The 25,962-nt window shown below is 73.9% G+C and carries 23 protein-coding genes; 18 read left to right on the forward strand and 5 right to left on the reverse strand.

The annotated features are described in order from the left end of the window. The first annotated feature begins 76 nt into the window (after positions 1 to 76). The 15 genes from AB0C84_RS00960 to AB0C84_RS01030 all read left to right on the forward strand — a co-directional run bounded on the left by AB0C84_RS00960 (position 77) and on the right by AB0C84_RS01030 (position 16,983). Positions 77 to 1,651 (forward strand): UDP-N-acetylmuramoyl-L-alanyl-D-glutamate--2,6-diaminopimelate ligase, encoded by a 1,575-nt coding sequence (locus AB0C84_RS00960; protein WP_361060198.1) that lies wholly within the window; start codon positions 77 to 79, stop codon positions 1,649 to 1,651. Further along, positions 1,648 to 3,045, forward strand: a complete 1,398-nt coding sequence (gene murF / locus AB0C84_RS00965) for a UDP-N-acetylmuramoyl-tripeptide--D-alanyl-D-alanine ligase (protein ID WP_361059836.1) — start codon at positions 1,648 to 1,650, stop codon at positions 3,043 to 3,045. Before AB0C84_RS00960 ends, murF begins: the two co-directional genes overlap by 4 nt. Then, entirely contained in the window at positions 3,042 to 4,100 is a 1,059-nt protein-coding gene (gene mraY, locus AB0C84_RS00970; RefSeq protein WP_179842783.1) for a phospho-N-acetylmuramoyl-pentapeptide-transferase, read from the forward strand. The genes murF and mraY overlap by 4 nt, the downstream gene beginning before the upstream one ends. After that, the gene (gene murD / locus AB0C84_RS00975; protein WP_361059841.1) at positions 4,082 to 5,554 is read left to right on the forward strand and encodes a UDP-N-acetylmuramoyl-L-alanine--D-glutamate ligase; all 1,473 of its coding nucleotides are present in this window, start codon (positions 4,082 to 4,084) and stop codon (positions 5,552 to 5,554) included. Before mraY ends, murD begins: the two co-directional genes overlap by 19 nt. 2 nt (positions 5,555 to 5,556) lie before the next feature. After that, positions 5,557 to 6,813, forward strand: coding sequence for a putative lipid II flippase FtsW (gene ftsW / locus AB0C84_RS00980; RefSeq protein ID WP_179842781.1), 1,257 nt, complete (start codon positions 5,557 to 5,559; stop codon positions 6,811 to 6,813). A gap of 40 nt (positions 6,814 to 6,853) precedes the next feature. Continuing rightward, entirely contained in the window at positions 6,854 to 7,948 is a 1,095-nt protein-coding gene (gene murG, locus AB0C84_RS00985; protein ID WP_089312300.1) for an undecaprenyldiphospho-muramoylpentapeptide beta-N-acetylglucosaminyltransferase, read from the forward strand. Next, positions 7,945 to 9,384, forward strand: a complete 1,440-nt coding sequence (murC, locus tag AB0C84_RS00990; protein ID WP_361059846.1) for a UDP-N-acetylmuramate--L-alanine ligase — start codon at positions 7,945 to 7,947, stop codon at positions 9,382 to 9,384. Before murG ends, murC begins: the two co-directional genes overlap by 4 nt. Before the next feature lie 133 nt (positions 9,385 to 9,517). Next, complete coding sequence (locus AB0C84_RS00995) at positions 9,518 to 10,285, forward strand: FtsQ-type POTRA domain-containing protein (RefSeq protein WP_361059849.1); 768 nt, start codon at positions 9,518 to 9,520, stop codon at positions 10,283 to 10,285. A gap of 331 nt (positions 10,286 to 10,616) precedes the next feature. Next, on the forward strand, positions 10,617 to 12,065 hold the full coding sequence (gene ftsZ / locus AB0C84_RS01000) for a cell division protein FtsZ (RefSeq protein WP_361059852.1): 1,449 nt from the start codon (positions 10,617 to 10,619) through the stop codon (positions 12,063 to 12,065). Continuing rightward, positions 12,062 to 12,790, forward strand: a complete 729-nt coding sequence (gene pgeF / locus AB0C84_RS01005; RefSeq protein WP_361059855.1) for a peptidoglycan editing factor PgeF — start codon at positions 12,062 to 12,064, stop codon at positions 12,788 to 12,790. The genes ftsZ and pgeF overlap by 4 nt, the downstream gene beginning before the upstream one ends. Then, positions 12,787 to 13,545, forward strand: coding sequence for a YggS family pyridoxal phosphate-dependent enzyme (locus tag AB0C84_RS01010; RefSeq protein ID WP_361059858.1), 759 nt, complete (start codon positions 12,787 to 12,789; stop codon positions 13,543 to 13,545). Before pgeF ends, AB0C84_RS01010 begins: the two co-directional genes overlap by 4 nt. A gap of 105 nt (positions 13,546 to 13,650) precedes the next feature. Further along, positions 13,651 to 14,187, forward strand: a complete 537-nt coding sequence (sepF, locus tag AB0C84_RS01015; RefSeq protein ID WP_089312294.1) for a cell division protein SepF — start codon at positions 13,651 to 13,653, stop codon at positions 14,185 to 14,187. Positions 14,188 to 14,208: 21 nt separating this feature from the next. Further along, positions 14,209 to 14,505: a YggT family protein gene (locus tag AB0C84_RS01020; protein ID WP_179849209.1), complete on the forward strand. Its 297-nt coding sequence runs from the start codon at positions 14,209 to 14,211 to the stop codon at positions 14,503 to 14,505. Between the two features lie 57 nt (positions 14,506 to 14,562). Beyond that, positions 14,563 to 15,486 (forward strand): DivIVA domain-containing protein, encoded by a 924-nt coding sequence (locus AB0C84_RS01025; RefSeq protein WP_258939001.1) that lies wholly within the window; start codon positions 14,563 to 14,565, stop codon positions 15,484 to 15,486. Between the two features lie 153 nt (positions 15,487 to 15,639). Continuing rightward, the gene (locus tag AB0C84_RS01030) at positions 15,640 to 16,983 is read left to right on the forward strand and encodes a hypothetical protein (protein ID WP_361059863.1); all 1,344 of its coding nucleotides are present in this window, start codon (positions 15,640 to 15,642) and stop codon (positions 16,981 to 16,983) included. 68 nt (positions 16,984 to 17,051) lie between these two features. On the opposite strand, the gene AB0C84_RS01035 is transcribed toward AB0C84_RS01030, so the two are convergent. Next, positions 17,052 to 17,876: a DUF1707 domain-containing protein gene (locus AB0C84_RS01035; RefSeq protein WP_361059866.1), complete on the reverse strand. Its 825-nt coding sequence runs from the start codon at positions 17,874 to 17,876 to the stop codon at positions 17,052 to 17,054. 135 nt (positions 17,877 to 18,011) lie between these two features. Next, positions 18,012 to 21,185, reverse strand: a complete 3,174-nt coding sequence (gene ileS / locus AB0C84_RS01040) for an isoleucine--tRNA ligase (RefSeq protein WP_361059869.1) — start codon at positions 21,183 to 21,185, stop codon at positions 18,012 to 18,014. Positions 21,186 to 22,069: 884 nt separating this feature from the next. On the opposite strand from ileS, the gene AB0C84_RS01045 reads away from it, so the two are divergent. Genes AB0C84_RS01045 through AB0C84_RS01055 form a run of 3 tightly spaced genes read left to right on the forward strand, consistent with a single transcriptional unit; the run spans position 22,070 to position 24,092 of the window. After that, positions 22,070 to 22,450 carry a TraR/DksA C4-type zinc finger protein gene (locus AB0C84_RS01045; protein ID WP_218906031.1) on the forward strand — a complete coding sequence of 127 codons (381 nt, stop codon included), beginning with the start codon at positions 22,070 to 22,072 and terminating at the stop codon, positions 22,448 to 22,450. Between the two features lie 38 nt (positions 22,451 to 22,488). Next, positions 22,489 to 23,160, forward strand: a complete 672-nt coding sequence (gene lspA / locus AB0C84_RS01050) for a signal peptidase II (RefSeq protein ID WP_361059872.1) — start codon at positions 22,489 to 22,491, stop codon at positions 23,158 to 23,160. Continuing rightward, entirely contained in the window at positions 23,160 to 24,092 is a 933-nt protein-coding gene (locus tag AB0C84_RS01055) for an RluA family pseudouridine synthase (RefSeq protein WP_258939005.1), read from the forward strand. The genes lspA and AB0C84_RS01055 overlap by 1 nt, the downstream gene beginning before the upstream one ends. Before the next feature lie 14 nt (positions 24,093 to 24,106). Here the strand turns inward: AB0C84_RS01055 and AB0C84_RS01060 are convergent, their stop codons facing one another. Genes AB0C84_RS01060 through AB0C84_RS01070 form a run of 3 tightly spaced genes read right to left on the reverse strand, consistent with a single transcriptional unit; the run spans position 24,107 to position 25,466 of the window. After that, positions 24,107 to 24,418 (reverse strand): AzlD domain-containing protein, encoded by a 312-nt coding sequence (locus tag AB0C84_RS01060; protein WP_361059877.1) that lies wholly within the window; start codon positions 24,416 to 24,418, stop codon positions 24,107 to 24,109. Beyond that, complete coding sequence (locus AB0C84_RS01065; RefSeq protein ID WP_361059880.1) at positions 24,415 to 25,176, reverse strand: AzlC family ABC transporter permease; 762 nt, start codon at positions 25,174 to 25,176, stop codon at positions 24,415 to 24,417. The genes AB0C84_RS01060 and AB0C84_RS01065 overlap by 4 nt, the downstream gene beginning before the upstream one ends. After that, on the reverse strand, positions 25,173 to 25,466 hold the full coding sequence (locus tag AB0C84_RS01070; protein WP_246396564.1) for a chorismate mutase: 294 nt from the start codon (positions 25,464 to 25,466) through the stop codon (positions 25,173 to 25,175). Before AB0C84_RS01070 ends, AB0C84_RS01065 begins: the two co-directional genes overlap by 4 nt. Positions 25,467 to 25,962 lie beyond the last annotated feature (496 nt).

Raw genomic sequence — 25,962 nt, forward strand, 5'->3', positions numbered from 1 at the left:
GCGAGTACCCTCCTCGCCTGTGAGTCCACCACCCGTGTCCCACCAGTCCCGTACCGTCCGCAACGAAAGAAACGCCATGCGTCCCACCACCAACCCGGCTCGTCCGCTGAGCGGACTCGCGGCGCTCCTCGGAATCGGACATGACGGGCAGGACGGGCGGAGCGCATGGGACGCGGTGTCCGCCACGGGGATCACACACGACTCGCGCGCGGTGGCGCCCGGCGACGTCTACGCGGCGCTGCCCGGCGCCCGCGCGCACGGCGCCCAGTTCTCCGCCCAGGCCGCCGAGGCGGGCGCCGTGGCGATCCTCACCGACCCCGACGGGTACGACCGGGCCGCGGCGACGGGCCTTCCCGTCCTGGTGACGGGCGACGTCCGGGCGCGGCTCGGCGACGCGGCGGCGTGGGTGTACGGCGAGCCCGGGCGTGACATCACTCTCATCGGCGTGACGGGCACCAGCGGCAAGACCACCACGGCGTTCCTGCTGGAGGCGGGCCTGCGCGCCGCCGGGATCGAGACGGGCCTGGTCGGCGGCGTCGAGATCCGGGTGGGCGGCGACCGGGTGCCGAGCGCGCTCACCACGCCGGAGGCGACCGACCTGCACGCGCTGCTGGCGATGATGCGCGAGCGCGGCGTCGGCGCCGCCGCGATGGAGGTGTCCAGCCACGCGCTCGTGCAGGGCCGGGTCGGCGGGGCCCGCTTCGAGGTGGCGGTGTTCACGAACCTGTCCCAGGACCACCTCGACTACCACCCGACCATGCAGGACTACTTCCTCGCGAAGGCGCGGCTGTTCACGCCCGGGTACTCGCGGGTCGGCGTGATCAACCTCGACGACCACTACGGCCGCGAGCTGCTGGAGATCGCCACGGTGCCGGCGACGACGTTCTCCCCGACCGGGGACCCGGCGGCCGACTGGCGGGCCGAGGACGTGCGCGTCGGCGCCGACGGCAGCGTGTTCCGCGTCGTCGGGCCCCTCGGCATCGAGGCCGACGGCGAGGTCCGCCTCGCCGGGCCGTTCAACGTCGCCAACGCCCTGGCCGCGATCGTCGCGCTGGTGGAGGCGGGGATCCCGCTGCAGGCGGCGGTGCGGGGGGTGGCGTCGCTGCCGGGCGTCCCCGGGCGGCTGGAGCGGGTCGACGAGGGGCAGGACTTCACGACCCTCGTCGACTACTCGCACAAGCCGGGCGCGGTCGAGGCCGTCCTGAACGCCCTGCGGCCCGTCACCGGCGGCGACCTCGCGGTGGTGATCGGCTGCGGCGGCGACCGCGACCGCGGCAAGCGGCCGCTCATGGGCGAGGCCGCCGCGCGGCTGGCCGACATGGCGTACCTCACCAACGACAATCCGAGGTCGGAAGATCCACTGGCCATCCTTGCCGCTATGGTCGAGGGCGGGCTCAAGGTGCCGCAGCCGGAGCGCGCGCACATCGTCGTGGAGCCCGACCGCGCCGCCGCGATCGACCTGGCCGTCGGCCGCGCCCGCCGCGGCGACGTCGTCGTCGTCGCGGGCAAGGGGCACGAGCAGGGCCAGAACGTGGCGGGCGAGGTACATCCGTTCGACGACCGTGAGGTCGTGCGCGCCGCGCTCCGGCGCCGTGCGGACGCGCTCCGGCGCCAGGGACAAGGGACAAGAGGGGACGGGACGCAGGCGTGATCCCACTTCCGCTGTCGACGATCGCGGAGATCACGGGAGGGGTCCGGCACGGGCCGCCGGACCCGGTGGTGGACGACCCGGTGGTGGACGGCCCCGTGGTGATCGACTCCCGCGCGGTGGAGCCCGGGGCGCTGTTCGCGGCGCTGAAGGGCGACCGCGCGGATGGGCACGACTTCGCGGCCGGGGCCCTCGCCGCCGGGGCGGCGGGCGTGCTCGCCCAGCAGCCGGTGGACGGACCGTGCGTGGTCGTCGGCGACGTGCAGGAGGCGCTCGGACGGCTCGCGAGGGCCGTCCTGGAGCGGCTGCCGGACGTGACGGTCGTCGCGGTCACCGGCTCGGCCGGCAAGACCTCCACCAAGGACCTCATCGGGCAGGTCCTGAGCGGCGCGGGCCCGACGGTCTACCCGCCCGGGTCGTTCAACAACGAGATCGGGCTGCCGCTCACCGTGCTGCGCGCGGACGCCGCCACCCGGCACCTGGTGCTGGAGATGGGCGCCCGCGGCATCGGCCACATCGCCTACCTGACCGGCATCGCGCGCCCGGACGTCGGCGTCGTGCTGAACGTCGGCACGGCGCACGTCGGGGAGTTCGGCGGCCGGGAGAACATCGCGCGGGCCAAGGGCGAGATCGTGGAGGCGGTCCCGCCGGGCGGCACCGCCGTCCTCAACGCCGACGACCCGCTGGTCAGCGCGATGGCGTCCCGGACCCGGGGCGAGGTCGTCATGTTCGGCCGGTCGCCGGGCGCCGCGGTCCGCGCCGAGGACGAGACCCTCGACGAGCAGGGCCGGGCGCGCTTCACCCTCGTCACGCCGGAGGGCGCGGCGCCGGTCGCGCTGCGCCTGCACGGCGCGCACGCCGTCCCGAACGCGCTGGCCGCGGCCGCCGCCGCGCGCGCGGCGGGGCTCGCGACCGGGGCGGTCGCCGAGGCGCTCTCGGCGGCCGTGCCGGTCAGCCGGTGGCGGATGGAGGTCACCGAGCGGGCCGACGGGGTGACCGTGGTGAACGACGCCTACAACGCCAACCCCGACTCGACCCGCGCCGCGATCGACGTGCTCGTCCACATGGCCCGCGGCCGCCGCGCCTACGCGGTGCTGGGCGAGATGGCCGAACTAGGTGACTCTTCCATGGCGGAACATGCCAGGATCGGACAGCATGTCGCGCGCAGCGGGATCGCCGGATTCGTGGTGGTCGGCTCGAACGCGACGGCGATGGCCGAAGGGGCCGGGCAGGTGGCGTCATGGACGGGAGAGTGCGTACAGGTGGATGACGTCGGCGCGGCGGTGACCGTGCTCAGGGAGCGGCTCGCGCCGCGGGACGTCGTGCTGGTGAAGGGCTCCCGCGTGGCCGGCCTGGAACGGGTGGCCGAGGCGATCCTCGCGGAGGACGGCCGATGACCAACATCATCATCGCCGCGGGCATCGCGCTGGTCTTCGTGATGGTCGGCACGCCGGTGTGGATCCGCATCGTCAACCGGCTCGGCTACGGCCAGATGATCCGCGACGAGGGCCCCGAGGCCCACCTGAACAAGCGCGGCACCCCCACGATGGGCGGGACGGTCTTCATCGTCGGCTCGCTCGTCGGCTACGCGGCCGCGCACCTGTTCACCGGGGAGGTCCCCACCATCTCGGGGATCCTGGTGCTGTTCCTGATGACGGGCCTCGGCCTCGTCGGGTTCGTGGACGACTACATCAAGGTGTTCAAGCAGCGCAGCCTCGGCCTGCGCAGCGGCGCCAAGATGATCGGCATCGTCCTCGTCGGCGTCGTGTTCGCGGTCGGATCGCTGAACTTCCCCAACGGCTACGACGTCACCCCCGCCGACCCCCACATCTCCTTCCTGCGCGACTTCGGCCCCTCGATCGGCCCGTACCTGTTCGTGGTGTGGGCTCTGCTGCTCATCGCGGCCATGTCCAACGGCGTGAACCTCACCGACGGGCTGGACGGCCTCGCGGCGGGCCCGGCCGGCATGGTGCTGGCCGCCTACGTCATCATCGGCAACTGGCAGCTGCGCAACAGCTGCGCCGCCGCCCTCGCCCCCAACTGCTACAGCGTCCGCGACCCCCTCGACCTCGCGGTGGTCGCCGCGGCCGTGCTCGGCGGCGTGTTCGGGTTCCTGTGGTGGAACGCCCCGCCCGCGAAGATCTTCATGGGCGACACCGGCTCGCTGGCCCTCGGCGGCGTGCTGGTCGGCCTGGCGATCCTCACCCGCACCCAGCTGCTCCTGGCCATCCTGTGCGGGCTGATCGTGATGATCACGCTGTCGGTGATCATCCAGGTCGGCGGGTTCAAGATGACCCGCAAACGCGTGTTCAAGATGGCGCCGCTGCAGCACCACTTCGAGCTGTCGGGCTGGGCCGAGACCACGATCGTCGTGCGCTTCTGGCTGATGTCCGCGACGTTCGTGGCGATCGGCATCGGCCTCTTCTACCTGGAATGGATGCCCAAGAAGTGACTGAGCGCCCCTGGGACGGCCTGAGCGTGTGCGTGGCCGGGCTCGGCGTGTCCGGCCGCGCCGCCGCCCGCGTCCTGGCCGCGCGCGGCGCCCGCGTCACCATCGTGGACGCCCGCGACGGCGAGGAGCAGCGCGGGCACGCCGCCGAGCTGGAGGCCCGCGGGGTCGCGGTCCGGCTCGGCGACGGCGAGTCCCTCCCGGCGGGCACCGGCCTCGTCGTGACCTCGCCGGGCTGGCGGCCGGACGCGCCGCTGCTCGCCGCGGCCGCCGCGGCCGGCATCGAGATCATCGGGGAGGTGGAGCTGGCGTGGCGGCTCCGCCCCGAGGGCGCGGCGCCCTGGCTGGCCATCACCGGGACGGACGGCAAGACCACCGCCGTGCGGATGCTGGCCTGCATGCTCACCGCCGCCGGCCACAGGGCCCTCGCCGTCGGGAACGTCGGAACGCCGATCGTGGAGGCCGTCGCGGGTGTCCCCGGGGAGCCCGGGGAGCCCGGGGAGTCCTCGCCCCGGGAGGAGCAGGAGCCCTACGACGTGCTGGCGGTGGAGCTGTCGAGCTACCAGCTGCACTGGTCCGGCTCGCTCGCCCCGTACGCGGCCGCGGTGCTGAACGTCGCGCCCGACCACCTCGACTGGCACGGCTCCATGGACGCCTACGTCGGCGCCAAGGCCAAGATCTTCGCTCCGGGCTGCGTCGCCGTCTACAACGCCGACGACGACACCTCCGCGGCGCTCGCCGAACGCGCCGAGGGCGTGTCCCGGCGGATCGGCTTCACCCTCCAGGTGCCGCGCCCCGGGGAGCTCGGCGTCGTGGAGGAGCTGCTGGTCGACCGGGCCTTCACCGACGACCCCGCGAGCCAGGCCGCCGAACTGGCCGCGCTCGGGGACGTGCGGCCGTTCGCGCCGCACAACGTCGCGAACGCGCTCGCCGCCGCCGGGCTGGCCCGCGCGTTCGGCGTGCCGCCCGAGGCCGTCCGGGAGGGGCTGCGGGCGTTCGTCCCCGACCCGCACCGCATCCAGCACGTCGCCGACGTCGCGGGCGTCGCCTACGTCAACGACTCCAAGGCGACCCAGCCGCACGCCGCCGCCGCGTCGCTCGCCGCCTACGACAGCGTCGTGTGGATCGCCGGCGGCCTCCTCAAGGGCCTGGACGTCGACGACCTGGTGCGCTCGTGCGCCGGGCGGCTGCGCGGCGCCGTGCTGATGGGACGCGACCGGCACCGGATCGCCGAGGCACTCGCGCGACACGCCCCGGATGTCCCCGTGGTGGACGTCCCCGACACCGACACTGGGGCCATGGACCGCGTCGTCGCCCACGCCTCCGGCCTCGCCCGGCCCGGGGACACCGTGCTGCTCGCGCCCGTCGGCGCCTCCTTCGACATGTTCGCCAACTATCCGGCCCGCGGGGACGCCTTCATCGCGGCGGTCGAGCGCCTCTCCCGGGACGCCCGGTAACGATGACCACCGCGGCCGGGGAGGACGGCGCCGCCCGGCGTCCGGGGCCACGGGAGCAGGTGGTCGCCGCCGTCGGGCTGCTCGACCGCCCCCTCACCTCCTACTACCTGGTGCTGGGCTGCTCGGTGATGCTGCTCGCGCTCGGCCTGACGATGGTGCTGTCGGCCTCCAGCGTGAAGCAGCTCCAGGCGACGGGCTCGGCGTACACGCTGTTCCAGAAGCAGGCCGTGTGGGTGGCGATCGGGCTGCCCGGCATGTGGCTGGCGTCGCGGCTGCCGGTGAAGACGTTCCGCGCGCTCGCCTACCCGCTGCTGCTGCTGTCGGTCGTCGCGCTGGCGATGGTGCTGATCCCCGGGCTCGGGCGCAGCGCGGGCGGCGCGACCCGGTGGGTCGCCCTGGGCCCGGTGCAGATCCAGCCGTCGGAGCTGGCCAAGCTCGCCCTGGTGCTGTGGGGCGCCGACCTGCTGGCCCGCAAGGACCGGCTCGGCCAGCTCACCGAATGGCGGCCGCTGCTGGTGCCGCTGATGCCGGGCGCCGGGGTGCTCGTCCTGCTGGTGATGCTGGGCAGCGACCTCGGCACCACCCTGGTGCTCCTCACGATCTTCCTGGCGCTGCTGTGGGCCGTCGGCGCGCCCGGGCGGCTGTTCGTCGGCATCGCGGGGCTGGTGTGCCTGCTCGTGTCGATCCTCGTCATCGTCGAGCCGTACCGGATGCAGCGGCTCACCGGGTTCCTCGACCCGTCCGGCAACCAGCTCACCACCAACTACCAGGGCACGCAGGGCCTGTTCGCGCTCGCCTCGGGAGGACTGTTCGGCACGGGCCTCGGCGAGGGCCGCGCCAAGTGGGACTACCTGCCGCACGCCGAGACCGACTTCATCTTCGCGATCGTGGGGGAGGAGTTCGGCCTCGTCGGGACCCTCGTCGTGCTCGGCCTGTTCGGCCTGCTCGCCTACGCGGGACTGCGGATCGCCAAGCGCGTGAAGGACCCGTTCACCAGGCTCGCCGCCGCGGGCGCCACGGCGTGGGTGGTGGTGCAGGCGATCGTGAACATCGGCGCCGTCATCCGCGTCCTGCCCATCACGGGCATCCCCCTCCCGCTGGTGTCCTACGGGGGCTCGGCGCTCATCCCGACCCTGTTCGCGCTCGGCATGCTGCTCGCGTTCGCCAAGCGCGAGCCCGGGGCGCGGCAAGCACTCTCCGCACGGGGTCCCGGACCGGTCGTGAGGGCTCTAAGCTGGCTGGGTCTGGCACGGCGTTGAAATCCCCCCTTCGAACCACGCTGAGGAGTTGTCAACGGACATGAGGGTTGTCCTGGCCGGCGGCGGCACCGCCGGACACATCGAGCCCGCCCTGGCGCTCGCCGACGCGCTGCGCCGCAACGACCCGAACACCGGGGTCGTCTGCCTCGGGACCGAGCGGGGCCTGGAGACCCGTCTGGTCCCGCAGCGGGGCTACGAGCTCGCCCTGATCCCGCCGGTGCCGCTGCCGCGCACGCTCACCCCGCAGCTGCTGTCGGTGCCCGGCCGGCTGCGCGGGGCGATCAACGCGGCCGCCTCCGTCCTCGACCAGGCCCAGGCCGACATCCTCGTCGGCTTCGGCGGCTACGTCGCCACCCCGGGCTACCTCGCGGCGCGCAAGCGCAAGGTGCCGATCATCGTGCACGAGGCGAACCCGAAGCCCGGCCTGGCCAACAAGCTCGGTGCCCGCTTCACCGAGCACGTCGCGGTCTCGCACGCCGACTCGCCGCTGCCGAACGCCCGGTTCGTGGGGATCCCGCTGCGCCGCGAGATCGCGACCCTGGACCGGCTCGCGATGGGGGACAAGGCGCGCTCCTACTTCGGGCTGCTCCCCGACCTGCCCACGCTGCTGATCTTCGGCGGCTCGCAGGGCGCCCGGTCGCTGAACCAGGCCGCCGTGGCCTCCGCGCCGTACTTCCGGCAGGCGGGCATCCAGGTGCTGCACATCGTCGGGCCGAAGAACACCGAGGAGCCCGAGCCCGCGGCCGGCGGCCCGCAGTACGTCACGATCCCCTACTGCGACCGCATGGACCTCGCCTACGCCGCCGCCGACATGGCGATGTGCCGCGCGGGCGCGATGACCTGCGCCGAGCTGGCCGCGGTCGCGCTCCCCGCGGTGTACGTCCCGCTGCCGATCGGCAACGGCGAGCAGCGGCTGAACGCCGAGCCGATCGTCGCGGCGGGCGGCGGCATGCTGGTCGACAACGCCGAGCTGTCGCCTGACTGGATCGCCCGGCACCTGCTGCCGGTGCTGGCCGACCCGGCCCGCGTCGCGCACATGTCGGAGGCCGCCGGACGGATGGGCCGCCGCGACGCCGACGTCGCGCTCGCCCAGATGGTCTACGAAGTGGTCCGCTCCGCGGGCGCCGCCCGATGAGCCTGATCGACCCGGGGGAGGTGGTGCCGGCCGCCGAGCTCGGCCGGGTCCACTTCATCGCGATCGGGGGCGCCGGGATGTCCGGCGTCGCCCGCATCATGCTGCGGCGCGGCATCGCCGTGTCCGGCAGCGACGCACGCGACTCCGAGCTGCTCACCCAGCTCGGCGACCTCGGCGCCAAGGTCTTCGTCGGGCACGACGCCGCGCACGTGGGCGACGCCGACACCGTCGTGGTGTCCACGGCGATCCGCGACACCAACCCCGAGCTGGTCGCCGCCCGGTCGCGGGGCCTGCGCGTCCTGCACCGCTCGGCCGCGCTCGCCTCGCTGATGGCCGGCCGCCGGGCCGTCGCGGTCGCCGGCACGCACGGCAAGACCACCACCACCTCGATGATGACGGTGGCGCTCCAGCACGCGGGCGCCGACCCGTCCTACTGCATCGGCGGGCAGCTCGTCACCACCGGCCTCGGCGCCGACGAGGGCACCGGCGACGTGTTCGTCGCGGAGGCCGACGAGAGCGACGGCTCGTTCCTCATGTACACCCCGCGCATCGCGGTCATCACCAACGTCGAGGCCGACCACCTCGACAACTACGGCGGCTTCGAGAAGGTCAAGGAGAACTTCGCCCGCTTCGTCGACCGCGTCGAGCCGGGCGGCACCCTCGTCGCCGGCGCCGACGACCCGGTCGCGATGGAGATGGCCGAGCGGGCGCGGGCCCGCGGCCTGACCGTGCTGACCTACGGGGAGGCCGAGGGCGCCGACCTGCGGGTGACCGGGTTCACGCCGCGCGGCCTCGGCTCCCGCTTCGAGATCGAGGGCGACGGGGAGTTCACGCTCGCGGTGCCGGGGCGCCACAACGCGCTCAACGCCGCCGCCGTCATCGCGGTCGCGCGGTCCCTCGGCCTCGACGACGCGCCGGTGCGCGACGGCCTCGCCGCGTTCGGCGGGGCGATGCGGCGGCTGGAGCGCAAGGGCGAGGCGGGCGGCGTCGAGGTGTTCGACAGCTACGCCCACCACCCGACCGAGCTGACCGCCGACCTGGACGCCACGCGCGACTACCTGGGGGAGAAGGGCGCGGGTCCGGGCGGCCGGGGCCGCATCGTCGCGGTCTTCCAGCCGCACCTGTACAGCCGCACCCGGTTCTTCGCCGCCGAATTCGGCGCCGCGCTCGGCCTCGCCGACGTCGCGGTCGTCCTCGACGTCTACGGCGCCCGCGAGGACCCCGAGCCCGGCGTCACGGGCGCGCTGGTCGCCGACGCCGTCCCGGCCGGCACCGAGACCGTCTACGCGCCCGAACGGGACGAGGTGCCCGGTATCGCGGCGTCGCTCGCCCGCCCCGGCGACGTCGTCATCACGTTGGGCGCCGGGGACGTGACGCAGCTCGGCCCGCTCATCCTGGAACGCCTCGCCGGGGCGCGGGGCCCGTCGGGCCGCTAGGGCCCGCCGGGGGATCGGGCTTGCCGAGGGGGTCGGGTTTGCCGGGGCATACGGCTTGCCGGGGGACGGGACGTGACACGCCGCCGCTCGCGCGGTCGGCCGCGGACGCGGGGATCACTGTCAGGCTTGGGGCATGACCGAGGCGCAGACGGGCCGCCGCGCGTCGCCGGAGCCGGAGCACGATCCGGACCCGGAGGCCGCGGCGCCGGACGGGCGCGCCCGCGCGAACCGCTGGAAGGTGGTGTTCGTCACCCTCCTGGTGGTCGGCGCGCTCGGCGCGGTGTCCTGGGTCCTGCTCGGGTCGAGGCTGCTGGTGGTGCGGCACGTCGAGGTGACCGGCACCCGCCTCGCGTCCTCCGACCAGGTATCGGCCGCGGCCGGGATCGATCTCGGCACGCCGTTGGTGCGGCTCAGGACCGGCGCGGTCCGCGACCGCGTCGAGCGGCTCCGCGAGGTCGAGTCGGCGGCGATCGAGCGGCGCTGGCCGGGGACGGTCCGCATCGTCGTGCGGGAGCGCCGGCCGGTCGCGGTCTTCCGCAACGGAGGCGGCTACCACCTGCTCGACCGGCACGGCGTGACCGTCGCCGACGAGGAGTCCCGCCCGGCGGGGCTGCCCGTGCTCACCGTCGCCTCGCCCGGGCCGTCCGACCGGGCGACCCTGGCGGCGCTCACCGTGCTGTCGGCACTGCCCGAGCGCCTCAGCGGCAAGCTCACCGAGGTGGAGGCGAGCGGTCCGGAGGAGGTGACCCTCTACATGGCGGGCGGGCAGACGGTGGTGTGGGGCGCCGCCGAACGGGCGGACGAGAAGATCAGGTTGCTGGACGCCGTGCGGCGGACGGCGGCCGGGCGCGCCGTCCGCACGGTCGACGTGAGCTCGCCGGAGGTCCTCAAGACGAAATGAGGCCCGTCCGCCGGACCGGGGCGGGGACCTGCGGAGGCGGACGGTCCGCGACACGCCGGGGGAGTTCGGGGGAGGTTAGTTGACCCTGGCGGTAAGGCCGCCCTACTGTCCGTATCAGTCCTCAGGTTGACATAACTGTAAGCCTCAAGTTGAGGGTGAGGGTTTACCTCGCCCGCCGAACGGCTTCACAGCACGACCGCACGGCACTGCTACACAAACCAGTTCGAAGACAGACTCGAAGAACAGTCCGGAAACACAGGTCGGGAACACCGCGGCGGCACGGTCGGCAGACCGGGCAGGGCGGTCGGAGAGAGCGGAAAGGCCCCTCGTCGTGGCAGCACCGCAGAATTACCTCGCGGTCATCAAGGTCGTCGGCATCGGCGGCGGCGGCGTCAACGCCGTCAACCGGATGATCGAAGAGGGACTCAAGGGCGTCGAGTTCATCGCGATCAACACGGACGCCCAGGCGCTGCTGATGAGTGACGCCGACGTGAAACTCGACGTGGGCCGCGAGCTCACCCGGGGCCTGGGCGCCGGGGCGAACCCCGACGTCGGCCGCAAGGCCGCCGAGGACCACCGGGAGGAGATCGAGGAGGTCCTCAAGGGCGCCGACATGGTGTTCGTCACCGCCGGCGAAGGCGGCGGCACCGGCACCGGCGGCGCGCCCGTGGTCGCCAACATCGCCCGCTCGCTCGGCGCCCTGACGATCGGCGTGGTCACCCGCCCGTTCAGCTTCGAGGGCAAGCGCCGCGCGATGCAGGCCGAGGCCGGCATCGAGACGCTGCGCGACGAGGTCGACACCCTCATCGTCATCCCGAACGACCGGCTGCTGTCGATCTCCGACCGGCAGGTCAGCGTGCTGGACGCCTTCAAGGCCGCCGACCAGGTGCTGCTGTCCGGTGTCCAGGGCATCACCGACCTGATCACCACCCCGGGCCTGATCAACCTGGACTTCGCCGACGTCAAGTCCGTGATGTCCGGCGCCGGCTCGGCGCTGATGGGCATCGGCTCGGCGCGCGGCGACGACCGCTCGGTCGCGGCCGCCGAGATGGCGATCTCCAGCCCGCTGCTGGAGGCCAGCATCGACGGAGCGCACGGCGTGCTGCTGTCCATCTCCGGCGGCTCCGACCTCGGGCTGTTCGAGATCAACGAGGCGGCGCAGCTGGTGTCCAACGCGGCCGCCCCCGACGCCAACATCATCTTCGGCGCGGTCATCGACGACGCGCTCGGCGACGAGGTCCGGGTCACGGTGATCGCGGCGGGTTTCGACGAGGGGCGTCCGGCCAAGCCGGTCCCTGAGCCGGAGAGCAAGCGGCTGCCTCCGCCCCCGCGGCCCGTCCCGCCGCCCGCGTCCCCGCCCGCGCCGGCCAACCCGATCCCCAGCAGGGTCGGGCGGTCCGAGCCCCCGGGCCCGCAGCCGACCGCGCAGCAGTCGGTGGCGCAGGCCGCCGCCGCGCCGCCGCCTCCGGCCCCCGTGCAGCAGCGGCCGGAAGGCGACCGGGCGCAGGCGCCCGCGCGCGCCCAGGACGACCGGTCTGCCGGGCGCGGCGAGCAGTCCCGGCCCGAGGGGCCGGCGTCCGGGCAGCCGGGGCCGCCGGCCGACCGGGACGCCGGCGAGTCCGGCGGTTCGCGCGCCCCCGCGCCCCGCCCGCCCTCCGAGCAGCCCTCCCCCCGCGTGCACGCGGGGGAGAACGACGGCGGCCCCGCCTCCGGGCAGCGCCGCCGTCCCGTGGTGTTCGACGAGGACGACGACCTCGACGTCCCCGACTTCCTGAAGTGATCTCCGCCGTCGCCCTGGGCGACGGCGTCGGCGCCGGCTTCACCGGCCGCGCCGGCGGCGTGAGCGGGCCCCCCTTCGACTCCCTGAACCTCGGCGGTGCGGTCGGCGACGACCCGGCCGCCGTCCTGGACAACCGGCGGCGCGCCGCCGTCGCGCTCGGCGCCGACCCCGAGCGCACCGTCTTCATGCGGCAGGTGCACGGCGCCGACGTCGCGTTCGTCACCTCGACCGCGCTGCCCGGCCCGGTCGACGCCGTCGTCACGACCGTGCCGGGGCTCGCTCTCGCCGTCCTCGTCGCCGACTGCGCGCCCGTCCTGCTGGCCGACCCGGCCGCCGGGGTCGTCGGCGCCGCGCACTCCGGCCGTCCCGGGACGGCCGCCGGGGTCGTCCCGGCCCTGGTCGAGGCGATGTGCGAGCGGGGCGCCGACCCCGCCCGGATGGTCGCGGCCATCGGACCCGCCGCCTGCGGCAGCTGCTACGAGGTCCCCGCTCGGATGCGGGACGAGGTGGCCGCCGCCGTCCCCGCCACGTACGCCACCACGTCCAAGGGCACTCCCGGCCTCGACATCCGCGCCGGCGTCGCCGGGCAGCTCGCGTCCGCGGGGGTGGCCCGCGTGACCGCCGACGGCCGCTGCACGATCGAGGACCCGGGCCTCTACTCCTACCGCCGCGAGGGACGCACCGGCCGATTCGCCGGATATGTCTGGTTGAAGGAAGGCACGTGACCGACCAGGACCACACCGGCGCCGCCGCGGACGGCGCCGCCGCCGAGCGGCGCGCCGAGATCGCCGAGGGCCTGGCCGCCGTCCGGGAGCGCATCGCCGCGGCGTGCGCGGCCGCCGGCCGCGGTGAGGACGAGATCACCCTGATCGCGGTGACCAAGACGTTCCCGGCGTCCGACGTGCGGCTGCTGGCCGGGCTGGGCGTCACCGAGGTCGGGGAGAACCGCGACCAGGAGGCCCGCCCGAAGGCCGCCGACTGCGCCGACCTCCCGCTCACCTGGCACTTCGTCGGCCGGCTCCAGACCAACAAGGCGCGAGCCGTGGCCGGCTACTCCGACGTCGTGCACTCCGTGGACCGCTCGCGGCTGGTCACGGCTCTCGCCGAGGGCGCCGCCCGCACCGGCCGCACGCTCCGCTGCCTCGTGCAGGTCTCCCTCGACGAGGCGGGGAAGCGGGGCGAGGTGGGGGAGCGGGGCGGGGCCGTGCCCGGCGACGTCCCCGGCCTGGCGGACGAGATCGCCGCCGCCCCCGGCCTGGAACTCGGCGGCGTGATGGCCGTGGCGCCCCTCGGAGCCGACCCGCTGCCCGCCTTCGCCCGGCTCGCGGAGACGGCGGAGCGAATGAGGCGGAACCATCCGGATGCGCGGATCGTCAGTGCGGGTATGAGCGGCGATCTGGAGCAGGCGATCGCGTGCGGCGCGACACACCTGCGGATCGGTACGGCGTTGCTCGGCGGCCGACGGGCAATCGTCAGGTAATGTCCCCCCAGTGGTACCTGCCTGAACGCGGGGCGCCACAACGGATCAGTCCAACGGCGGGGCCGGACGCGCCCGGCGCCGAGGCCACAGGACACGGAGGGACGCATGGCCAGCGCGATGCGCAAGATGGCGGTCTACCTCGGCCTTGTGGAGGACGATCGCTACGACGACAAGTACGGCGAATACGACGAGTACGAGGTCTACGACGAGGAGACCGACACCGGGCAAGGCCGCCGTCGCGATGACGAATCCGGCGGTCAGCTTACCCGAGCCGAAGAGGCGTCGGACCGCGATCGCGACCATCACTCCACGTCGACCATCGAGCGACGGTCCGTGGCGCTCTACGAGTCCGGTACCACCGACCTTGCGCGTATCACTACGCTGCATCCGAGGACCTACAACGAGGCGAGGACGATCGGGGAGCACTTCCGGGAGGGCACGCCGGTGATCATGAATCTGACCGAGATGGTCGACAGCGACGCCAAGCGCCTGGTCGACTTCGCGGCGGGTCTCGTGTTCGGGCTGCACGGCAGCATCGAGCGTGTTACTAACAAGGTGTTCCTGCTGTCGCCCGTCAACGTCGAGGTGACGGCGGAGGACAAGGCCCGGATGGCAGAACGTGGGTTCTTCAACCAGAGCTGAGAGTCGCATGCGAGAGTGTCCGTGAACATCGTTGGATCCGTCCTGCAGGGCATCCTGTACCTCTTCCTGCTGTTCCTGATCGGCAGGCTGGTCCTGGAGGTACTGCAGTCGTTCGCCCGGCAATGGAAGCCGACCGGGGTGGTGCTGGTGATCGCTGAAGCGACCTACACGGTCACCGATCCTCCGCTGAAACTCCTCAGGCGTTTCATCCCGCCCATCCGGCTGGGTAACGTTGCCCTGGACCTCAGCTTCACGGTCCTCATCCTTGTGGTCTGGGTCTTGATCGTCTTCGTCGGTTCCATATTCGGCGGAGGTTAGGTCGATCGGATACCGTCCTTCGGGGACAGACTCCAAGCGCGCCAAGGAGACGAGAACATGCCGCTGACACCCGCCGATGTGCGGAACAAGCAGTTCAGTACCACCAGGCTGAGGCCGGGGTACGACGAGGAGGAGGTGGACGCCTTCCTCGACGAGGTCGAGGCGGAGCTCGACCGCCTCATCCAGGAGAACGAGGAGCTGCGGGCCAAACTGGCCGAGTGCCTGCGCGGCAAGGTTCCCGCCATGGCCGCTCCCATCGTGGAGCCCAAGCCGGACATCCAGAAGATCCCCGAGCCTCCCCGCCCCGAGCCGCAGCCGCAGCCCGAGCCGGAGCCCGTCCTCGGCGGTCTCGGCATGTCCTCCCCCGCCCCCAGCGGCGAGGACAACATGGACACCGCGGCCCGCGTGCTCGCGCTCGCGCAGCAGACGGCCGACCAGGCGATCGCCGACGCCCGGCGCGAGGCCGACGAGACGCTCGGCCGCGCCCGCCGCGAGGCCGAGGAGATCCTCGGCAAGGCCCGCCGGCAGGCCGACCAGATCGTCAGCGAGGCCCGCTCCCGCGCCGAGGCCCTCGACCGCGACGCCCAGGAGCGGCACCGCCAGGTCATGGGCTCGCTCGTGCAGCAGCGCGAGGAGCTCGAGCGCGAGGTCGACAACCTGCGCGCCTTCGAGCGCGAGTACCGCAGCCGCCTGAAGGTCTACCTCGAGGGCCAGCTGCGCGACCTGGAGGCGGGCAGCACCGAGACCGGCGCGTTCGCCGCCGTCCCGGGCGCGGCGCCCGTGCAGACGCAGCAGAACACGCCGCAGACCGGTCCGCAGACGGGCCCGCAGAACGCTCTGCCGCACGCCGACAACCGCAACGGCGGCGGCGCGCCGGCACCGGGCACGTTCCCCGCGCCCGAGCACGCCCAGCAGGTCCAGCACTCGGCGACGGGCGCTTTCCACTCCGGCGGTGACAACCCGCCGCACGACAGGCGCTGACACGGACGCCTCAGGCGATAGTGTCGTTCCGATCGCCGCGCCGGGGATGGCGCGCCGCCATCCCCGCGGCGCCGGGCGGTCGTGCCCTGGGCCGGCCGCCGGCCCTCTCGCGCGGTCCGGAGCCTAGCGGTCTGAACGAGTGGGAGTGACCCTGTGATCATCCTGAGTGGCGTTCTCGTGGTGGTGGCGATCGCCCTGCTGGTAGCGGGAATCGTCGCGGGCAACGGAGACAGCGCCCAGGTCTTCGGCCTGGACGCCCTGGTGGTCATCTACATCTCGATCGCCGTCAGCATCGTCTCCGCGGTGTGCCTGGCCATCGGGGTGTTCCTGCGGCGCAAGGAGCTGTTCGGCCCAGGCGCGTCGCCGGGCCCGGCCCGCCCGAGCAAGAAGGCGCAGAAGGCCAAGAAGGACAAGCGGTCCAAGCGCCAGGAGAGCGCCCCGGCCGCGACCACTCCGGCCACGGACGCGCAGGGCGCCGCGAAGCCCGAGTCCCCGACCGCCCCGATCGAACCGGCCGGCGACGAGGTCGAGATCCCCGCCCCCGCCGTCGACGTCCCCGACGACGCGCTGGTGTTCGTCGTCCGCGGCCGCAAGCGCTACCACCTCGACACCTGCCGGCAGCTCGCCGGGCGGGACACCGAGGAGCTCACCTACGCCGAGGCCAAGGAGGAGGGGTTCAGCCCCTGCACCGCCTGCATGCCCGACACCGCACTGGCGGCGCGCGCCGCGGCGTCGGCACCCGCGTCCTCCGACGCGAGCAAGGCGGAGGGGGACGCACCCGCGCCCCGCAAGCCCGGCGCCGAGCGATCCGAGAGCGGCCTCGCGGGGCTCGCCAAGCCCGCGCCCGCCTCGTTCGACAAGCCCGCCTCCTTCGACAAGCCCAGTGCGTTCGACAAGCCCGGCGCCTTCGACACGACGGCCGAGATTCCGCGGGCCGGTGACCCCGCCGCCGACGAGACCGAAGACGGGAAGGCCGGCGACGCGAGCGCCCCGAAGCGGGCCACGGCCGGCCCCACCCGCACCGACAGGCCCGTCGCGGGCCTGTTCGCGTCCGGAGACGCCGCCGAGAAGGCGCCCAAGGCGCCGCAGAAGGCCGAACCCGCCGACGCGGAGGCCGAAGACCGGCGCAGTGCGGAACAGGGCGCTGCGACCGAATCCGCGCCGCCGGACGTCACCGCCGATCTCGGTACCGCTCCGTTCGGCGGCTCCGACGCAGAGGACGTCCCCGCGCCGGAGCACGAGCCGTCCGACGCCGAGCTCGCCGGTGAGCCCGAGCCCGAGCCCGAGCCGTCCGCCCTGGACGACGCCGGCGACGACGGCCCGCAGGTCCGCATCCTGAGCGGCACCAAGCGCTACCACCGTGTCGACTGCGCCCTCATCGAGGACATCGGCGACGAGGCCGACGACCTGGAGTCGCTGTCACGCGCGGACGCCAAGGCCCGGGGCTGCACGCCCTGCCTGGTCTGCCAGCCCGACCGCGAGCACGCCCGCGACTGACTCCGGCCCGGCCCCGACGGGTCCGGCCGGTATCCGATCGAGCCCCGGGCGGCCGGAGCCGTCCGGGGTCAGCGGCCGTGGTGCCGTTCGTCGCGCAGCTCGCGGAGGCGGTCCCGGCGCGCGTCGCGCCGCTCCCCGCGCCGCTCGCGGTGCAGCCGCCGCATCTCCTCGTGGTGCTCGCGGCGCAGCTCCTGGTGCTGGCGGTGCAGTTCCTGGTGTTCGCGGTGGAGCTGGTGGCGCTCACGGTTCCGGGAGCGGCCGCGCTTCTCGCCCACGGCCCTGCGCGCGACCGAGATGCCGCCGAACAGCAGCATCCCGGTCAGCTTGATGACCGGGGCGTCCGGATCGGTGGTGTCGTCCTCGGGCAGGTCGGTGCCGCCGAAGACCGCGAAGTTGGACCCGACGACCCGCACGCCCGGCGGAACCACGATGTCCACGCCGCCGAACACGCAGGTCACGGAGAGGGTCACCTCGCCCCTGCTGAGGACCGCCTGCCGGAAGTCCAGTTCCACGCCGCCGAACACGCAGGTGACGGTGGTGGTCGGCTCGACCAGCCAGCGCCCCTTGCGCTCCACGCCGCTGAACACCGCCACGAGGTGCGGCGACTGCGGCGAGGGCGGGGCGGGCACCTGCTCCTTGCGCAGGTCGACCCGCGGCTGCGGCGCGTGCTGCGAGGGCAGGTCGCTGAGCACGGGCTCCAGCTCGGCGTAGGTCTTGGCGTTGTAGACGACGTCGATGCGCTCGGCGTGCTCCTCCGGCGTGAGGCGTCCCTCGGCCAGGGCCTCGCGCAGGCGGTCGGCGACCTCGTCGCGGTCGGCGTCCGACGCGCGCATGCTCGCGGGGGACGGACGCGCGGGCGGCTCGGAACCGGGCGGCTGCTCGGGAAGGTTCACGGGTCCATCATCGCAAACGCGATGTGTCGCGAAGAACCCCATCGTGAAATTTCTCCGATACCGCGAAGAACTCCGCCGCGGCCGGTCCCGGAAGGGGCGGCCGCGGCGGAGGGGATCACGCCGTGCGCGGGCGGGTCACGCCTTGCGGAGGTAGTACGTGAGGCCGAGGTCCTCGTCGCGGGTGGCGGCGAGGTTCTCCGGGCGGCCCTCGGACACCGTGGCGGCGAGGACCTCGGCGGCGACCTCGTCGCCGTGGGCGCGCAGCGCCTCGGCGAGGTCGGTGCCGGTGGCCTCCCACCACAGGTCGATGCGGTCGGTCACCTCCAGCCCGGCGGCCTTGCGGCCCTCCTGGACGAGCCGGACGGCCTCCCGCACCAGTCCCGCGCGGCGCAGCTCGGGCGTGACGGTGAGGTCGAGCGCGACCGTCTCGCCGGCGGCGCTCTCGACCGCCCAGCCGCTGCGCGGGCGCTCGGTGACGATCACGTCGTCCGGGCCGAGCGGCACCGCGCCGACGCCGTCGGCCTCGACCCGCGCCTCGCCCGCCCGCAGCGCCTGGACGAGGGCGGCCGGGTCGGCGGAGGTGATCGCCTTGGCGACCTTCGGGGTGTCCTTGGCGTACCGCTTGCCCAGCTCGCGGAAGTTGGGCTTGACCTCGTACTCGACCAGGTCGCCCCCGATCGAGGACAGCTCCTCGAAGCCGAGCACGTTCAGCTCCTCGGAGATCTGCGCGCGCAGCTGCTCGGGCAGCGCGGACCAGCCGGGGGCGCCGACGAGGGCGCGGCCGAGGGGCTGCCGGGTCCGCACGCCGCTGGCGGCGCGCGCGGACCGGCCGAGCTCGACCAGCCGGCGGACCAGTGCCATCCGCTCGGTGAGCTCCTCGTCGAGGAGGCTCTCGTCGATGGCGGGCCAGTCGGTGAGGTGCACCGACTCGGGGCCGTCCTCGGGGCGGATCACGTCCCAGACGTGGTCGGTGACGAACGGGACGATCGGCGCCATCAGCCGGGTGAGGGTCTCCAGGCACTCGTAGAGCGTCGCGAACGCGGCCGAGCCCTCGGGAGTCTCCGGTCCCTCCCAGAAGCGCCGCCGGGAGCGCCGCACGTACCAGTTGGACAGGTCGTCCACGAACTGCGAGAGCCGGCGTCCCGCGCGGGCGGTGTCGAACTCCTCCAGCGCGGCGTCGACCTCGCGGACGGTGCGGTGCAGCTCGGCGAGCGCCCAGCGGTCCAGGAGCGGCCGGTCGGCGGGGGCGGGTGCCTCGGACAGCCGGTCGGGCGTCCACGCGCGCCCCTGCGCCTGCGCCGCGTTCGCGTACAGGACGAAGAAGGACGCGGTGTTCCAGTAGGTGAGGAGGACCTTGCGGACGATCTCCTCAAGGGCGCCGTGCCCGACGCGGCGGGACGCCCAGGGCAGCCCGCTCGCGGCCATGAACCAGCGCACCGCGTCGGCGCCGTGCTGGTCCATCAGCGGGATGGGGCGCAGCACGTTGCCGAGGTGCTTGCTCATCTTGCGGCCGTCCTCGGCCAGGATGAGGCCAAGGCAGACGACGTTCTCGTAGGACGACCGGTCGAACACCAGGGTCCCGATGGCCATGAGGGAGTAGAACCATCCGCGGGTCTGGTCTTGGGCCTCGCAGATGTACTGGGCCGGGTAGGCGTCCTCGAAGACCTCGTTGTTGCGGTAGGGGGCGCCCCACTGCGCGAACGGCATGGACCCGGAGTCGTACCAGGCGTCGATGACGTCCGGGACGCGCCGCGCCTCCGCCCCACAGTGCGGGCAGGGGAACGTGACGTCGTCCACGTACGGGCGGTGCGGGTCGAGCGCGGACAGGTCGCGGCCCGCCAGCTCGCCCAGTTCCTTGAGCGACCCGACGCAGGTGACGTGCTCCTCGTCCTCGCCGCAGACCCACAGGGGGAGCGGCGTGCCCCAGTAGCGGCTGCGCGACAGCGACCAGTCGACGTTGTTGCGCAGCCACTCCCCGTACCGGCCGTGCTTGACGGTCTCGGGGTACCAGTTGGTCTTCTCGTTCTCCTCCAGCAGCCGGTCCTTGATCTGCGTGGTGCGGATGTACCAGGCCGGGAGCGCGTAGTAGAGCAGCGGCGTGTGGCAGCGCCAGCAGTGGGGGTAGCTGTGGTCGAAGTGCCCGCCGCGGAACAGCAGCCCGCGGGCGCGCAGGTCGTCGGTGAGCGGCTCGTCGGCGTCCTTGAAGAACTTGTTGCCGACCAGGGGCACCTCGCGCAGGAACCGCCCGTCGGGCCCGATCGGGTTGACGATCGGCATGCCGTAGCGCTTGCAGACGGTCATGTCGTCGCCGCCGAACGCGGGCGCCTGGTGGACGAGCCCGGTGCCGTCCTCCACGGTGACGTAGTCGCCCAGGACGACGTAGTGGGCGTCGGGGATGTCGACGAGGTCGAACGGCCGCCGGTAGGGGGTCCGCTCGAGCTCGGTGCCCTGGAACGTGGCGAGCCGCTCGGCGCCCTCGCCGAGGACCTGGTCGACCAGGGGCTCGGCCACCACGAGCACCTCGTCGGACCCCTGCGGCCGGGCCGCCACGTACGTGACGTCCGGGTGGACGGCCACGGCGGTGTTCGACACCAGCGTCCAGGGGGTCGTCGTCCAGATCAGGAGCGCGGCGCCCATCTCGGCCAGCGGCCCGGACGTGACGGGCATCCGCACGAACACCGACGGGCTGGACACGGTCTCGTACCCGCCCGGCTGACCCAGCTCGTGGTCGGAGAGGCCGGTCCCGCAGCGCGGGCAGTACGGCGTGATGCGGAAGTCGCGGAACAGCAGGCCCTTGTCGAACACCTGCTTCAGGGACCACCAGACGGCCTCGACGTACTCGGGGTCCATCGTGCGGTAGGCCTGGTCGGTGTTGACCCAGTAGCCCATCCGCTCGGTCATCTCTTCGAAGGCGTCCACGTGGCGCAGGACCGATTCGCGGCAGCGGGCGTTGAACTCCGCGACGCCGTACTCCTCGATGTCCTTCTTGCCGGTGAGGCCGAGTTCCTTCTCCACGGCGACCTCGACGGGCAGGCCGTGGCAGTCCCAGCCGGCCTTGCGGGGGACGTGGTGGCCCTTCATGGTCTTGAAGCGCGGGAAGACGTCCTTGAAGACGCGGGCCTCGACGTGGTGGACGCCGGGCATCCCGTTGGCGGTCGGGGGCCCCTCGTAGAACACCCACGGGGTCCCCGACGCGGTGCGCTCCAGCGACCGCTCGAAGACCTTGTTCTCCTGCCAGCGGCGCAGCATGTCCCGCTCCAGGGCGGGCAGATCGACCTGCGCGGGCAGCGGCCGAAAAGCTCGGCTCACGATGGCGGACCTCCGGATCGACGCGAACACGTTGACCGGAGGGACGAGGCGGCTGCCCCGCGGTACCACCCTCCTTGACCGTGCCCGAACGGCGCGGTCCGCTTCGTTCCAGTCTGGTCGGCCGGGTCTACTGGGCCCCTCGGCGGGGCGGTTCTTCCGGCGGCTCCGGGGTGATCAGACCGCCGGGCTCGCCCCCGGGCTCGCACCGTCCCCGGGTCGCTCATGGCTGCGTGCGGCGGCAGGTGTCCCCATCAGTGCCTGCCATGCGACTGCTCGTCCCGACTTTAACGCACGCCGGGCCCCGGCTCTTCCCCTTTTCGCGCCCCGGCGACACGGTTCCTTTGCGATCTCGTACGACGCGCTGGAGTTTCCATGCGTTCGGCGACCGGGCATAAGCGGTCGGTAACACGGCCCAGGTTGTTTACCGTGCCCGAGAGAGGGGACCAATGCTGCCCGCACTGCCCGTCGAGGCGACCAGCGCGAGGGAGGCCGACATGGCCGGCGCGATCAAGGGCGCGACGCCCGCCGCAAGCAAGAGCCGGGGCACGGCGCGGCCGTCCCAGACGAGGACGCCCGCCGCGGGAACGGGCACGAGAACGGGAGCGGGGAAAGGCGTGGCGGAAAAAGGGACGGCCGAGAATGACACCGCGGTCGTCGCCGATCGTGAAAAGGGCGCCGCCGGAAAGGGCACGGCGAGAAAGGGCCCGGCCAAGCCGGGCGCCGCCAAGCCGGGCGCCGCCAAGAACCCCGCGAAGGGCGCGGCCGTGAAGCCGGGCAGGGCGGCGGCCGGGCGCGGACCCGCGAAGCCGGGCAGGGGCGCCGCGGCCGCGGGTAACGGCGAGGCGCCGGACGCGCGGGAGCCGGCGAGGACGGCGGCCGCGGAGCTGCCGGTCCGCGAGGGGGAGCACCAGTGGACGCCGGGTGAGCTGGCCGAGGTGCGGGCGGGCCTGGAGGAGCAGATCGTGGCGCTGCGCGGGGAGATCGCCGCCTCCGCCAGCCAGATCGCCGAGGGCGACTCCAGCGACGGGGCCGGCGACGACCAGGCCGACGCGGGCGCCAAGACCTACGAGCGCGAGCACGAGCTCGCACTGGCCTACAATTCACAGGACCTGCTCGCCCAGATCGAGCGGGCCGTCCAGCGGATGGACGCCGGCACGTACGGGATCTGCGAGTCCTGCGCCAGGCCGATCGGCAAGGCGCGCCTCCAGGCCTTCCCGCGTGCGACCCTGTGTGTGACATGCAAACAACGCGAGGAACGTCGCTGAGCGACTCAACGAACCCAGAGCGGCAGGCCGGGGAGACCGTGGGATCTCCCCGGCCGCGCCGCGTCGGCGTGCTGGTCGCCGTGGCCCTGGCCGCGCTCGCCGCCGACATCGTGTCCAAGATCATTGTGGTGTCGTCGCTGCAGGACCGCGCGCCGGTCCGGCTGCTCGGCGGGCTGCTGACGCTGCGCGAGACCCGCAACAGCGGGGCCGCGTTCTCGATCGGCACCGGCTACACCATCGTGTTCACGCTGATCGCCTGCGGGGTGGTCGTGGCGATCCTGCGGACCGCCCGGAACCTGCGCAGCGTGCCGTGGGCGGTCTGCCTCGGGCTGCTGCTCGGCGGCGCGGTCGGCAACCTCATCGACCGGCTGCTGCGGGCCCCGGCCCCGCTGAAGGGCCACGTCGTCGACTGGATCCAGCTGCCGCACTGGCCGGTGTTCAACCTGGCCGACTCCGCGATCGTCTGCGGCGGCGTGCTGGCCGTCCTGCTGGCGGCACGCGGCCTCCAGGTGGACGGGACGCGCCTCAAGGACGAGGGCTCCGGCGCGGACGAGACCCCGAGCACGGGTGGGAGTCCGGACGAGAAGGTCACCCCCGGTAAGGGTGTCGCGGCCGAAAGTGACGCGGCCGAAAGTGACCCTGCCAAGGACGCGGCCGCCGGTGAGCCGGAGGACGGCTCCGAGGTCGCGGCGCCGGAGGAGAAGTCGTGATGGGCGACGTGCGGAGCCTCCACGTCCCGGACGGCCTGGAGGGCGAGCGGATCGACGCGGCCCTGGCGCGGCTGTTCGGGCTGTCGCGCGGCAGCGCCGCCGACATCATCGCCGCGGGCGACGTCGTGCTGGACGGCGCGCCCGTGGCCACCAAGTCCGAGCGGCTGCACGCCGGAGCCTGGCTGGAGGTCATGCTCCCGCCGCCGCCCGCGCCGCCCGCCCCGGTCGCCGAGCCCGTCCCCGGCATGGGCGTGCTGTTCGAGGACGACGACATCGTCGTGGTGAACAAGCCGGTCGGCGTCGCCGCCCACCCGACCACCGGCTGGACGGGCCCGACCGTCCTCGGCGGGCTCCTCGGGGCCGGGCACACGATCGCCACCAGCGGCGCGTCCGAGCGGCAGGGGATCGTGCACCGGCTGGACGCCAACACCACCGGCGCCATGGTCGTCGCGAAGAGCGAGGTCGCCTACTCGCGGCTCAAGCGGGCGTTCAAGGAGCGCCGCATCGACAAGCGCTACCAGGCGCTCGTGCAGGGCCATCCCGACCCGTTCCGCGGAACGGTCGACGCCCCCATCGACCGGCACCCCTCCGGCGACGGCCGGTTCGCGGTCGTCGCGGGCGGGAAGCCGTCCGTCACCCACTACGACACCGTCGAGGCGTTCCGGGCGGCGTCGCTGCTCGACATCGACCTGGAGACGGGCCGCACGCACCAGATCCGCGTCCACATGTCCGCGATCCGGCATCCGTGCGTGGGCGACATGGCCTACGGCGCCGACCCGACCCTGGCGGAGCGCCTCGGCCTCAGACGGCAGTGGCTGCACGCCGTCCGGCTGGGCTTCGAGCACCCCACCAGGGGCGAGTGGGTGGAGTTCGAGAGCCCCTACCCGGACGACCTGGCCCGCGCCCTGGAGATCGTCGCGGCGGAGTCCTGAGCCCGATCGGGCCGTCAGAGACCGAGCAGGCGCAACCCCGCCGCGACCCCGGCCGCGACGGCCAGCACCACCAGGAACGGCGCGCGCAGCAGGAGCGCGGCCACGGCGGCGCCCAGGCCCGACAGCCGCGCGGCGTCGAACTCCAGGGTCCGGCCGTCGCTGAGCGCCTGGACGGCGATCAGCGCGGTGAGCAGGGCCACCGGGACGAGCTCGGTGAACCGGCGCACCCGCGGGTCGTCGAGCATCCGGCGCGGGGTGACGAGCCCGCCGAGCTTCAGCGCGTAGCAGCCGAGCCCGGTGGCGATCACCGCGATCCAGACGCTCACGGCGCCGCCCTCCGTCCGAGGAGGGCGGGCAGCGCGGCGACGGCGCCCAGCATGACCGGCACGCCCGGCGGCAGCACCGGCGTCGCCGCCACCGCGATGACGGCCGCGGCGACGGCGACGCGGACCGCGGTCCGCCCGCTCGTGAGCCGCGGCCAGAGCAGGGCGAGGAACGCCGCCGGGCCGAGGACGTCCAGGCCCACGGCGTCGGGGTCGCCCAGCCGCGCCGCGCCCACCGCGCCCAGCAGCGTGGTGAGGTTCCACGCCAGGTAGAGGGTGATCGCCGTCGTGTAGAACCCGGCGCGGGCGGCGGCCCGGCCGTGCTGCGCGGTCGCCACGGCCGCCGTCTCGTCGATGACGACGTGCGCGGTCGCCAGCCTGCGCCGGCCGCGCACGCCGAGCGTCGCGGCGAGCCGCATCCCGTACAGGGCGTTGCGCCCGCCGAGCAGGACCGCGCCGAGCGTCCCGGCGACCAGCCCGCCGCCCCCGCCGACCACCCCGGCCAGCGCGAACTGGGACGCGCCCGTGAACGCCAGCAGGCTCAGCGCGCACGCCTGCGCGACCGTGAGCCCCGCCGTGACCGCCGCCGCGCCGAACGCCAGGCCGGACACCCCCACGGCGACGCCCACGCCGAGCCCGTCGCGGACCGCCGCGGCACGCGCGGCCTCGTCCTCGGCGCTCTCCTGCCGGGCGATCCCGTCCGGAGCCTCCTCGTCCGGGACGCCCTCTCCGGCCGCCCGCGCGGACCCGGCCGCGCTCATCGGCCGGACTCGGCCGCGTCCAGCCCCGCCTCGATGATCGCGTTCACGATGGGGGCGAGCCGCTCCGGGCCGAGCGAGGGGGCGCGGGCCGCCATGGCCTCGACGATCCGCCGCTCGCGCTCGGGGTCGCGGCCGGCGAAGCCGCCGACCGGCTTGAGCCGCTGGACGACGGCGGCGACCGCGGTGCGGTGCTCCAGCAGCGTCGCGAGGGCGGCGTCGAGGCCGTCGATCGCCTCGCGGGCCTCGGCGAGCGTGGTGACGGCGTCGGCCGACGGCAGCGCGACGCGCATCTCCCCGGACGGCCCGCAGGCCGGGCAGTCCGCGTCCGCGCCGACGGGATCGATCACCTGGTCGTTCATCTCGGGTCCCCTCTCGCGCGGCCCGTCCGGGCGAGGGGAGCAGGTGCCCCGGGCCGCGCCTGATCAGCGAAAAGGCGTTTCAGCAGAAGGGCGGAGCCCCTCGGGGACTCCGCCTCGCCGGCTCCGGGGTCGTCGCTAGGTCGCGGGGGCGACCGGCTCACCCGGAGCCGGCCGCGTAAACCTGAAATGGCGACGTTCCACGGAGCCGATCGTATGCCGTGCCGCCCGGCGGGCCAAACTCCGGACATCCCGTCCCGGGTTTCGAGACGACCGGAAGGGGTCCCCGGCGATTGGGCGCGTCGGGGCGCGAGTGACCAGGGATGCGGGTTAGGCTCTCAGAGCCGTGTCGTCCCGGCGCCCGCCGGCCCGACGACCTTCCCCCGGTACCGATGCCGCGACCACGTGCCGAACCCGCACGTGGGCGGTC

It is taken from the genome of Actinomadura sp. NPDC048955 (genome assembly GCF_040649435.1).
GTDB lineage: Bacteria > Actinomycetota > Actinomycetes > Streptosporangiales > Streptosporangiaceae > Spirillospora > Spirillospora luteofluorescens.